The 11,056-nt window shown below is 58.3% G+C and carries 10 protein-coding genes; 4 read left to right on the top strand and 6 right to left on the bottom strand.

Translation table 11 applies throughout. The features are described 5' to 3' along the window. Positions 1–8: 8 nt before the first annotated feature. On the bottom strand, positions 9–920 hold the full coding sequence (glyQ, locus tag IAE48_RS15580; protein WP_042718627.1) for a glycine--tRNA ligase subunit alpha: 912 nt from the start codon (positions 918–920) through the stop codon (positions 9–11). Positions 921–1,055: 135 nt separating this feature from the next. Next, the gene (locus tag IAE48_RS15575; protein WP_200134905.1) at positions 1,056–1,355 is read right to left on the bottom strand and encodes a YsaB family lipoprotein; all 300 of its coding nucleotides are present in this window, start codon (positions 1,353–1,355) and stop codon (positions 1,056–1,058) included. A gap of 171 nt (positions 1,356–1,526) precedes the next feature. Between IAE48_RS15575 and IAE48_RS15570 the strand changes: the two genes are divergently transcribed. Further along, complete coding sequence (locus IAE48_RS15570) at positions 1,527–2,522, top strand: acyltransferase (protein ID WP_200134904.1); 996 nt, start codon at positions 1,527–1,529, stop codon at positions 2,520–2,522. On the opposite strand, the gene IAE48_RS15565 is transcribed toward IAE48_RS15570, so the two are convergent. From IAE48_RS15565 to xylA, 4 genes are all read right to left on the bottom strand, one after another. Next, positions 2,515–3,432, bottom strand: a complete 918-nt coding sequence (locus IAE48_RS15565; protein ID WP_233631606.1) for a GlxA family transcriptional regulator — start codon at positions 3,430–3,432, stop codon at positions 2,515–2,517. The two genes, IAE48_RS15570 and IAE48_RS15565, sit on opposite strands and share 8 nt — an antisense overlap. Beyond that, a complete protein-coding gene (locus IAE48_RS15560; RefSeq protein WP_200134903.1) occupies positions 3,433–3,969 on the bottom strand; it encodes an isochorismatase family protein in 537 nt (178 codons plus the stop codon). Between the two features lie 121 nt (positions 3,970–4,090). Beyond that, complete coding sequence (xylB, locus tag IAE48_RS15555; RefSeq protein ID WP_200134902.1) at positions 4,091–5,545, bottom strand: xylulokinase; 1,455 nt, start codon at positions 5,543–5,545, stop codon at positions 4,091–4,093. A 39-nt stretch (positions 5,546–5,584) separates the two neighbouring features. Continuing rightward, the gene (gene xylA, locus IAE48_RS15550; protein WP_200134901.1) at positions 5,585–6,907 is read right to left on the bottom strand and encodes a xylose isomerase; all 1,323 of its coding nucleotides are present in this window, start codon (positions 6,905–6,907) and stop codon (positions 5,585–5,587) included. Positions 6,908–7,256: 349 nt separating this feature from the next. Between xylA and xylF the strand changes: the two genes are divergently transcribed. The 3 genes from xylF (at position 7,257) to xylH (ending at position 11,037) form a co-directional block, all read left to right on the top strand. Then, positions 7,257–8,249: a D-xylose ABC transporter substrate-binding protein gene (gene xylF / locus IAE48_RS15545; RefSeq protein WP_124967016.1), complete on the top strand. Its 993-nt coding sequence runs from the start codon at positions 7,257–7,259 to the stop codon at positions 8,247–8,249. Positions 8,250–8,336: 87 nt separating this feature from the next. Continuing rightward, complete coding sequence (locus tag IAE48_RS15540; protein WP_076769335.1) at positions 8,337–9,878, top strand: xylose ABC transporter ATP-binding protein; 1,542 nt, start codon at positions 8,337–8,339, stop codon at positions 9,876–9,878. Further along, entirely contained in the window at positions 9,856–11,037 is a 1,182-nt protein-coding gene (gene xylH, locus IAE48_RS15535) for a xylose ABC transporter permease XylH (RefSeq protein WP_042718639.1), read from the top strand. The genes IAE48_RS15540 and xylH overlap by 23 nt, the downstream gene beginning before the upstream one ends. The last annotated feature ends 19 nt before the right edge of the window (positions 11,038–11,056 follow it).

The following is an 11,056-nucleotide window of genomic DNA, read 5'->3' as shown; positions in this document are numbered from 1 at the left end:
GCCGCCTCTTATTTATTTCTGTTGCACATCGGGAAGCCAAGGGCTTCACGGGAAGCGTAATAGGCTTCAGCGACTGCTTTGGTCAGCGTACGGATGCGCAGAATGTAGCGCTGGCGTTCGGTGACGGAGATGGCTTTACGCGCATCAAGCAGGTTGAAGCTGTGGGCGGCTTTCAGAATGCGTTCGTAAGCCGGCAGCGGCAGCGGGTTTTCCAGCGCCAGCAGCTGCTGAGCCTCTTTCTCATACTGCTCGAAGCAGGTGAAGAGGAAGTCGACATCGGCGTATTCGAAGTTGTAAGTGGACTGCTCCACTTCGTTTTGATGGAACACGTCGCCGTAAGTGGTTTTACCCAGCGGGCCGTCGCTCCAGACCAGATCGTAGACGCTGTCTACGCCCTGAATGTACATCGCCAGACGTTCCAGACCGTAGGTGATCTCGCCGGTGATCGGCTTGCACTCAAGGCCGCCAACCTGCTGGAAGTAGGTGAACTGCGTCACTTCCATGCCGTTAAGCCACACTTCCCAACCAAGTCCCCAGGCGCCCAGCGTCGGGTTCTCCCAGTTATCTTCCACGAAACGAATATCGTGAATGGTCGGGTCCATACCCAGCTCTTTCAGTGACCCGAGGTACAGTTCCTGAATATTGTCCGGAGAGGGTTTAATCACCACCTGGAACTGGTAGTAGTGCTGTAAGCGGTTCGGGTTTTCGCCGTAGCGACCATCGGTCGGGCGACGGGAAGGCTGAACGTAGGCGGTTGCCATCGGCTCCGGGCCCAGCGCGCGCAGGCTGGTCATCGGGTGCGAAGTACCGGCACCCACTTCCATGTCCAGAGGTTGAACGATGGTGCAGCCCTGACGAGCCCAATAATCCTGTAAGGTCAGGATCAGACCCTGAAAGGTCCTGGTATCAAACTTTTGCATATTATTTCGTGCTGGATACGTGTGGATTTAAAGGAAGCGACCAGTATACCCGCTGACTGCAAGATATACAGTACGAAACGGGGTTGTTTACGGAAAATTGGGAAATAGCGGCGGCATTGGCGCGTATTATGGGGCTTAACGCATCGAAAGATGCAAAAACTGCCCTTCAGCGTCAAAAGTGCAGACAAACGCTTCATGACGCGGCGTAACGCCACGCATCTCGTAACTGCCCTGATACTGTTCAAAGCCGGTAACGTTCACTTTTTCCGCCCCGGTGTTGTAGCGGTGCGCAGCGTTTTCCCGGCAGAGTTGCTCCATATCGAGGGAGCGTGTCGGGCCAGGCCGTGCCGTTTGCGCCTTCTGCTCCGGCATTTTCTCGGGCGCGCTGCAACTTGTCAGCAGCAACATCAGCAACGGCAGAGTAAACTTCATCATTTTCTTACGCATTTCCTTGCGGGCTGATAGGGTAAACGGCCAAAAACGCCATTGTGCAGCACTGCGCTTAGTGCACAACCACGCGTGGGAAAACTCAGAATTATCCAAAGAGATACGCAGGTAAATTACCAGTCTTAGGATATTTGTCGACAATAAGAAATTGAGGAAGTGATGCCGTCAAAAATTCACTGGATAGATAATTTACGCGGGATAGCCTGTTTAATGGTGGTCATGATCCACACCACCACCTGGTACATTACTAATCCAGCCGCCGTTACCAGCTTCGACTGGAATGTTGCCAATCTGCTCAACTCTGCCTCGCGCGTCAGCGTTCCCCTCTTTTTTATGATTTCAGGCTATCTCTTTTATGGCGAACGCAGCGCCCAGCCGCGCCACTTTTTGCGTATCGGCCTCTGCCTGCTGTTTTATAGCCTCATCGCCCTGCTCTATATCGTGCTGTTTACTTCGATCAACAGCGACCTGTCGCTGAAGAACATCCTGCAAAAGCCGATTTTTTACCATCTGTGGTTCTTCTTCGCCGTCATCGTTATCTACCTGCTCTCGCCCCTGATTCAGGTCAAAGCCCTGAGCGGCAAGATGCTGCTGGCGCTAATTGCGGTGATTGGCGTTGTCGCTAACCCCAATCTGGTGACGCTAAAAAGCGACGGCGTTGAGTGGCTGCCGATCAATCTCTATATCAACGGCGACACCTTTTACTACGTGCTCTACGCCATCCTCGGGCGCGCCATCGGCATGATGGAGACGCAAAAACGGGCGCTGAACTGGCTGAGCGCCGCAGTAGTGGTGCTGGCGGTAGTGGCGATTTCACGCGGTACGCTGCATGAGCTGAGATGGCGCGGCAACTTCGCCGATACCTGGTATCTCTACTGCGGCCCGATGGTCTTTCTCTGCGCCATCGCGCTGTTTACGCTGGTAAAAAACACGCTTAACAGCCGCACTCTGCCTGGGCTGGCGCTGATTTCGCGCCACTCACTCGGTATTTACGGTTTTCACGCGCTGATTATTCATGCGCTGCGCACGCGCGGCGTTGAGGTGCAAAACTGGCCGCTGCTCGACATTGTGTGGGTCTTCAGCGCGGCGCTGGCGGCAAGCCTGGCGCTCTCGATGCTGGTGCAGCGCATCGACCGGCGGCGGTTTGTCAGCTAGCAATACGCGCCCGCGCCCGGTGCAGCTGGCGCGGGGAGGAGAAACCGGCGGCCAGCGCCGCCTGCTCCGCCCCCTGGCCCTGTAACAGCGCCTGCTCGGCAATCACCAGCCGCAGCTGCTCCAGATAGTCCCGCACGCTGATCCCCAGGTGCTGCTGAAAAAGACGGGTGAGATGCCGGGCGCTGACGTGAGCCTGCGCGGCAATCTCCGCCAGTTGCCAGGCTTTTTGCGGCTCGGCGGTCAGCGCATCCTGCGCCCGGTGCACCGCCGGATGGAGATGGTTACGATAGCGCAGCCACGGTGAAAGCTGCGGATCGTCGCCGGAGCGGCGAAACCAGACCACCATTTCACGCGCCACCGCCAGCGCACGCGCCGGCCCGCATAAACGGTTGATAATGTGCAGGGCAAGATCGATGCCTGAGGTGATGCCCGCACTGGTCCAGATGCCGCGATCCTCAATAAAAATCCGGTTCTCTTTGACCAGCGCTGCCGGTTCCAGCGCCTGCAAGCGGGCAATCACATTGTGATGCGTCGTGCACTGCACCCCGTTAAGCAGCCCGGCTTTCGCCGCCAGCATTGCGCCGGAGCAGACGCACATCAGCGTAATCGCCCGGCGGTGGAGCAGCGGTTGCAGGCGCATCAGCCAGTTGCGCACCTGCGTTGCCTGCGGCGTGTCGAATAACTGCGACGAATTGCTGACGCCGGGCAGCACCAGCAGGCTCCCCTCCGGTAACGTCTCCGGCAGCGGCGCGATGTTGCCCATCGTTAAGCCAAGGGAGGTTGCCACCTCCGCTTGCGGGCCGATGTAGTGCAGGCGAAAGGCCTCCTGCGCCTGGGCAAAGGTCTCCGCCGGACCGGCCATATCGAGCGCCAGCACGCCGGGCAGCATCACAAACCAGACATCACACATTTATTGTTCCAGCGTCTCCTGGACGGTTTTAATGGCGGCAAAGCGCCCGACGAGCACGGTTTCCGTACGGTGGCGCAGCGTGTGGCTATCCAGCGTCACGCCATTGTGCGTCATCGGGAAGGTGAGCGTCGCTTCGCTGACGAAGGTCACGCGATAGCCCAGATCCGATGCCACCCTGGCGGTCGTTTCACAGCACTGCTCCGTACGAATACCACAAATGATCAGATGATTGATATCGCGCTGACGCAGCCAGCGATCGAGGCCGGTATCGGTAAAGGCATTGTGGACATGCTTATGGAAGGTGACATCCGCCTGGTGCTGCAAAAAGGGCATCGGTTTCACGAAGCCGCTCTCCAGCGAGAAGGGGCCGCTGTCGGCGACGTGAAAAATATCCACCAGCGGAATGCCGCGCGCCTGGCAACCGGCAATCAGCGTCAACATTGCCTGCTGGAAAGCGGGAAAGTCGTTATCCTGCCAGAAGTCACGGTGGAAAAAGGATTGCTGGGTGTCGATGTTAATCAGGGCGGTACGGGTCATTTCAGGACTCCTTGCTCAGTGGGGTTAACGCTATTCTGGCAAGGCTTTACGCTGCTGCTAAGACCAAAAAAGGACAACATCAGGGTGATTACGGCCCACCGTTGCCAGCGGGCCGGAAAGGTTATGACATCAGCGGCAACAGCTGCTGATAGATGCGGCGGAAGGTGTCGCGCTTCGCGGCATAGTGCGCGTGACGCTGCGCGTCCGGCTGATGTTGCTGCTCCACCGGCAGTTGCGGCAATAGCGTTGCCAGCGGTACGCCGGGATTAACGGCGATTTGTGCCAGCCGCGCCGCGCCGAGCGCCGGGCCAACATCCCCGCCGGTGCGGTAATCGAGCTGCAAACCGCTGATATCCGCCAGCATCTGCCGCCACCAGTCGCTGCGCGCGCCGCCGCCGATAAGGGTAATGCTTTGCGGCGTCACACCGCAGGCGTGCACCACATCCATCCCGTCTGCCAGCGCATACCCCACCCCTTCCAGCACCGCACGCGCCAGCTCCGCCGGGCCGTGTTGATGGGTCAGACCAAAGAAGACGCCTTTTGCCTGCGGGTTGTTGTGCGGCGTGCGTTCGCCGGAGAGATAGGGCAGAAACCAGATATCGCCCGCGTTCTCATCCGCCTGCTGCGCGGCGCTAATCAGTGCCTGCACCGATTCCATGCCGGTCAGTTTCGCCGCCCAGTCCAGACAGGAGGCCGCGCTCAGCATCACCGACATCAGATGCCAGCGCCCCGGCAGCGCGTGGCAGAAGCTGTGCACCGCGCTTTCCGGCTTGCTGAGGAACCCTTCGCTGACGGCAAAGTAGACGCCGGATGTGCCGAGCGAGAGCATCGCCTGCCCCGCATCCGCCATGCCGACACCGACCGCGCCAGCGGCGTTGTCGCCGCCGCCTGCAACAATCGGCACTACCGGCATCGCCCAGCGCCGGGCAACTTCCGGCAGCAGTTCGCCGGTGATCTCACTGCCTTCAAACAGCGTTGGCATATGGCTGCGTGACAGCGAGCAGGCGGCGAGCATCTCGTCACTCCAGTCGCGCTTCGCCACATCGAGCCACATGGTGCCTGCGGCATCGGACATATCGCTGGCAAAGACGCCAGACATCTTCAGCCGCAGATAATCTTTCGGCAGCAGCACCTTCGCCACCTTTGCGAAGATTTCCGGCTCATGCCTCTGCACCCACAGCAGCTTCGGCGCGGTAAAGCCCGGCATCATCAGGTTACCGGTGATCGCACGGGCGTTAGCCACCCGCGCCTCCAGCAGCCCGCACTCCTCACCACAGCGACCATCGTTCCAGAGGATCGCCGGGCGCAGAACGCGGTTTTCGCTATCGAGCAGCGTCGCGCCGTGCATCTGCCCGGCAAGGCCGATGGCCTTTACCTGCTGCAACGAATGCGCCGCACCGAGCGCCTGGATGGCGTGATCCGTCGCCTGCCACCAGCTTTCGGGATCCTGCTCCGACCATAGCGGGTGTGGGCGAGAGACGCTGAGTTTCTCCGTATGGGAGGCCAGCACCTCGCCCTGCTCACCGAGCAGAATCGCCTTCACGCCCGAGGTACCGAGATCGATCCCGATATACATAGTGACTACTCCTTGTTGAGTGTGCCGCGCAGAGGCCGGTTACTTATCGAAGAGATACGCGTTGACCAGGTTCTCCAGTTGCTCCTGATGACCGCTCTGGTGACGCGGCGCCAGGTTCTGCTCTTCAGCGTACTTCGCCAGCTCCGCAAGACTAAGCTGCCCCTGCAAAATTTGCTGGCCCAGCTCACCATTCCAGCCCGCGTAACGTTTAGCGACGCGTTTATCCAGCTCGCCCTCTTCGACCATGCGGGCGGCGATTTTCAGCGCCAGCGCCATGGTGTCCATCGCCCCGATATGGCCGTAGAAGAGATCGTACTTATCGGTGCTCTGGCGACGGACTTTGGCGTCAAAGTTGAGGCCGCCGGTGGTGAAGCCGCCCGCTTTGATAATTTCATACATCACCAGCGCGTTCTCTTCGACGCTGTTCGGGAACTGGTCGGTATCCCAGCCGAGCTGCGGATCGCCGCGGTTGGCGTCGACGGAGCCAAACAGCCCCAGCGCAATGGCGGTGGCGATTTCATGATGGAAGGAGTGGCCCGCGAGGGTGGCGTGGTTGGCTTCGATATTGAGTTTGATCTCTTTTTCCAGCCCGAACTGTTTCAGGAAGCCATAGACCGTCGCGGCGTCATAATCATACTGGTGCTTGGTCGGCTCCTGCGGTTTTGGCTCAATCAGCAGCGTGCCGCGGAAACCGATTTTGTGCTTATGCTCGACCACCATGTTCATAAAGCGGCCAATCTGCTCGCGCTCCTGGCGCAGGTCGGTGTTGAGCAGGGTTTCGTACCCTTCGCGTCCGCCCCACAGCACGTAGTTTTCGCCGCCGAGTTTATGGGTGGCGTTCATCGCGCTTACCACCTGGGTTGCCGCCCAGCTGAAGACTTCCGGATCCGGGTTAGTGGCCGCGCCCGCGCCGTAACGTGGGTTGGTAAAGCAGTTTGCCGTGCCCCACAGCAGCTTGACGCCGCTCTGCTGCTGTTTTTCCCCCAGCACATCAACCATTTCGGCGAAGTTGCTCAGGTACTCTTTCAGCGAGGCGCCTTCCGGGGAGACATCGACATCATGGAAGCAGTAGTAGGGCACATTGAGCTTATGGAAGAATTCGAAGGCGACATCGGCTTTGCGTTTTGCCAGCGCTATCGCCTCGCCCGGCTGCTGCCACGGGCGATCGAAGGAGCCGACGCCAAACATATCCGCGCCGTTCCAGCAGAAGGTGTGCCAGTAGCAGGCGGCGAAACGCAGGTGATCTTCCATGCGTTTCCCGAGCACCAGCTCATCCGGGTTGTAGTGACGAAACGCGAGCGGATTCGTACTCTTTGAACCTTCAAAACGAACCCGATCCAGCTGGTCAAAATAAGCGTGCATAATGAGCTCCATTGGCGAGTGAACATATCTGAGTTAATACTGGATTCTCTCTGCGCCTTGCTCAATTACGTTATTTCACACTGCCATTGAGAGAATACGCAAACGTGCGCTGGCTCGCAAAATAACCGCAAAAGTTGCTGCGAGGTGCTTTCCTGTTTTTTATGCAACGCCAGTTTTATTTTTTTTAAAATAAGATCGGGGTCATAAATCAGCAAATAAACCAAAAAACGTAACCCGCCTATTAAAATCTGTAATTGCCACTATTCCATTCTGCGTTAAGAATTTGCTCGTTCTAAGCAGTGCACGTTTCTTTTATCTCGCACACCACCCTACGAAAGGTATTCCTATTATGAAGATAAAGAATCTCTGCCTTACACTCTGCGCTACCCTGCTGCTTGCCAGCACGTTCAGCCATGCCAAAACGATAAAAATCGGCATGGCGATTGACGATCTGCGTCTTGAACGCTGGCAAAAAGATCGCGACATTTTTGTGAAGAAAGCCGAATCCCTCGGCGCCGATGTTTTCGTCCAGTCGGCGAACGGTAATGAAGAGACCCAGATGTCGCAAATTGAAAATATGATCAACCGCGGCGTCGACGTGCTGGTTATTATTCCCTACAACGGTCAGGTATTAAGTAACGTTGTGAAAGAAGCTAAACAGGAAGGAATTAAAGTTCTGGCCTATGACCGCATGATTAATAATGCGGATATCGATTTCTATATCTCCTTCGACAATGAAAAAGTCGGGGAATTACAGGCGCAAAGCCTGGTCAACAAGGTGCCGCAGGGTAATTATTTCTTAATGGGCGGCTCACCGGTGGATAATAACGCCAAGCTGTTCCGCGCCGGGCAGATGAAGGTGTTAAAGCCCTATATCGACAGCGGGAAAATTAAAATTGTCGGCGACCAGTGGGTCGATGGCTGGCTGCCGGAAAACGCGCTGAAAATAATGGAGAACGCGCTGACCGCCAACAACAATAAAATCGATGCCGTGGTTGCCTCGAATGACGCAACCGCTGGCGGCGCTATTCAGGCATTGAGCGCGCAGGGGCTGGCGGGCAAAGTTGCCATCTCCGGCCAGGATGCGGATCTCGCCGGGGTCAAACGCCTGATGAACGGCAGCCAGACAATGACCGTCTATAAACCTATCACCCAGCTTGCCAACACCGCGGCGGAGATCGCCGTCGAGCTTGGCAATGGTAAGCAGCCGAAGGCCGATGCCTCCCTCAATAATGGCCTGAAAGATGTGCCTGCCCGTCTGCTGACGCCGATTGAAGTCACCAAGGAGAATATTGACGCCACGGTGATCAAAGACGGCTTCCACCAGAAGAATCAGCTCTGAAAACGACGGCGCGCCTGAGTTCTGAATCAGGCGCGCCGCCGCCCTCACCTCAGGCGCTGTCTGATAAGCGATCGACGTGGAGCAGCCATGCCTTACTTACTCGAAATGAAGAACATCACCAAAGCCTTCGGCGTCGTGAAGGCGATTGATAACGTCAGCCTGCAACTTAACGCGGGTGAAGTGCTCTCCCTGTGCGGCGAAAACGGCTCGGGTAAATCGACCCTGATGAAAGTGCTGTGCGGCATCTACCCGACCGGCAGCTATGAAGGCGAAATCTACTTTGCAGGGGAGCTTCTGCAAGCGAGCCATATCCGCGATACCGAGCGCAAAGGGATCGCCATCATTCACCAGGAGCTGGCGCTGGTGAAGCATCTCACGGTGCTGGAGAACATCTTCCTTGGCGCGGAGATCACCCGCCACGGCGTGATGGATTACGACCAGATGACGCTGCGCTGCGAGAAGCTGCTCAAACAGGTGAGCCTCGCCATCTCGCCCGATACCCGCGTCGGTGACTTAGGGCTGGGCCAGCAGCAGTTGGTGGAGATCGCCAAGGCGCTGAACAAACAGGTGCGGTTGCTGATTTTAGATGAGCCGACCGCCTCGCTGACCGAGCAGGAGACGGCGGTGCTGCTCGATATCATCCGCGACCTGCGCAACCACGATATCGCCTGCGTTTACATCTCCCATAAGCTCAATGAAGTGAAAGCCATCTCCGACGTTATCTGCGTTATCCGCGACGGGAAGCACATCGGCACCCGCGATGCGGCGGGGATGAGTGAAGATGACATCATCACCATGATGGTGGGCCGCGAGCTGACCGCGCTCTACCCCAATGAACCCCACACCCACGGCGAGGAGATCCTGCGCGTCGAGCACCTTACCGCCTGGCATCCGGTTAACCGCCATATCAAACGCGTCAACGACGTCTCCTTTAGCCTCAAGCGCGGTGAGATCCTCGGCATTGCCGGGCTGGTCGGGGCCGGGCGCACCGAAGCCGTGCAGTGCCTGTTTGGCGTCTGGCCAGGGCGCTGGGAGGGAAAAATTTTTCTGGATGGCAAAGAGGTTGAGATCCGCAACTGCCAGCAGGCGATTGGTCACGGCATCGCCATGGTGCCGGAGGATCGCAAGCGCGACGGCATTGTGCCGGTGATGGCGGTGGGTAAAAACATCACGCTGGCGGCGCTAAACCAGTTTACCGGCAGCCTGAGCAGCCTCGATGACGCCGCCGAGCAGGCGTGCATTTTGCAGTCCATCCAGCGGCTGAAGGTGAAAACCTCGTCGCCGGAGCTGGCGATTGGCCGGCTGAGCGGCGGCAATCAGCAGAAAGCGATTCTCGCCCGCTGCCTGCTGCTCAACCCGCGCATTTTGATCCTTGATGAGCCGACGCGCGGCATCGATATCGGCGCGAAGTATGAAATCTACAAACTGATTAACCAACTGGTGCAGCAGGGGATCGCGGTGATTGTGATCTCCTCCGAGCTGCCCGAAGTGCTGGGCCTGAGCGACCGCGTGCTGGTGATGCACGAAGGGAAGCTGAAAGCCGATCTTATCAACCGTCATTTGACCCAGGAGCAGGTTATGGAAGCGGCGCTGAGGAGCGAACATCATGTCGAAAAGCAACCCGTCTGAAAGTCAGTTATCCACCGCGTCGCCGGGCCCCTTCTCCGGGCTGAAATCACTCAACCTGCAGGTGTTTGTGATGCTTGCGGCCATCGTTGTGATCATGCTTTTTTTCACCGGCATGACCGACGGTGCCTACCTGAGCGCGCGTAATATCTCTAACCTGCTGCGCCAGACCGCCATCACCGGCATCCTCGCGGTGGGGATGGTGTTTGTCATTATCTCGGCAGAGATTGACCTCTCGGTAGGCTCGATGATGGGCCTGCTGGGCGGTGCGGCAGCCATTTTCGACGTCTGGCTCGGCTGGCCGCTGCCGCTCACCGTGGTGGTGACGCTGCTGCTTGGCCTGCTGCTCGGCGCATGGAACGGTTGGTGGGTGGCCTATCGTAAAGTGCCGTCGTTTATCGTCACCCTCGCCGGGATGCTGGCGTTTCGCGGCGTGTTAATCGGCATTACTAATGGCACTACCGTTTCCCCTACCAGCGCGGCGATGTCGCAAATCGGCCAGAGCTATCTGCCGGACGGTGTTGGCTTCGGCGTGGGCGCGCTGGGGCTGGTGGCATTTGTGCTCTGGCAGTGGCGCGGGCGCATGCGCCGCCAGTCGCTGGGCTTAGCCACCTCCTCTTCCGGCCATGCGGTGGGGCGCCAGGCGCTGATCGCAGTGATTGTGCTCGGTGCCATCTGGCTGCTGAATGATTACCGCGGCGTGCCAACGCCGGTGCTGCTGCTGGTCTTTCTGCTGCTGGCAGGTCTGTTTATGGCAACGCGCACCGCTTTTGGCCGCCGCATTTACGCCATTGGCGGCAACCTTGAAGCGGCGCGGCTCTCCGGCATTAACGTTGAGCGCACCAAACTGGCGGTCTTCGCAATCAATGGCCTGATGGTGGCGATTGCCGGGCTTATCCTCAGCTCGCGTCTCGGCGCCGGTTCGCCGTCGGCCGGGAACATTGCCGAGCTGGATGCGATTGCCGCCTGCGTGATTGGCGGCACCAGCCTCGCGGGCGGCATCGGCAGCGTGGCGGGCGCGGTAATGGGGGCGTTTATTATGGCCTCGCTGGATAACGGCATGAGCATGATGGATGTCCCCACCTTCTGGCAGTACATCGTCAAGGGAGCCATTTTACTGCTGGCGGTGTGGATGGACTCCGCCACCAAACGTCGTGCCTGAGCCAGGCGAACCGAGGCGC

This window comes from Kosakonia sp. S57 (genome assembly GCF_016516575.1).
Lineage (GTDB): Bacteria > Pseudomonadota > Gammaproteobacteria > Enterobacterales > Enterobacteriaceae > Kosakonia > Kosakonia cowanii.
Note: the sequence above shows the minus strand (reverse complement) of the source record. Positions and strands in the feature narration are given on the sequence as shown.

Coding starts and splice junctions, on each gene's coding strand:
- glyQ (WP_042718627.1), bottom strand. CDS start 920: ATGCAAAAGTTTGATACCAGGACCTTTCAGGGTCTGATCCTGACCTTA.
- IAE48_RS15575 (WP_200134905.1), bottom strand. CDS start 1,355: ATGATGAAGTTTACTCTGCCGTTGCTGATGTTGCTGCTGACAAGTTGC.
- IAE48_RS15570 (WP_200134904.1), top strand. CDS start 1,527: ATGCCGTCAAAAATTCACTGGATAGATAATTTACGCGGGATAGCCTGT.
- IAE48_RS15565 (WP_233631606.1), bottom strand. CDS start 3,432: ATGTGTGATGTCTGGTTTGTGATGCTGCCCGGCGTGCTGGCGCTCGAT.
- IAE48_RS15560 (WP_200134903.1), bottom strand. CDS start 3,969: ATGACCCGTACCGCCCTGATTAACATCGACACCCAGCAATCCTTTTTC.
- xylB (WP_200134902.1), bottom strand. CDS start 5,545: ATGTATATCGGGATCGATCTCGGTACCTCGGGCGTGAAGGCGATTCTG.
- xylA (WP_200134901.1), bottom strand. CDS start 6,907: ATGCACGCTTATTTTGACCAGCTGGATCGGGTTCGTTTTGAAGGTTCA.
- xylF (WP_124967016.1), top strand. CDS start 7,257: ATGAAGATAAAGAATCTCTGCCTTACACTCTGCGCTACCCTGCTGCTT.
- IAE48_RS15540 (WP_076769335.1), top strand. CDS start 8,337: ATGCCTTACTTACTCGAAATGAAGAACATCACCAAAGCCTTCGGCGTC.
- xylH (WP_042718639.1), top strand. CDS start 9,856: ATGTCGAAAAGCAACCCGTCTGAAAGTCAGTTATCCACCGCGTCGCCG.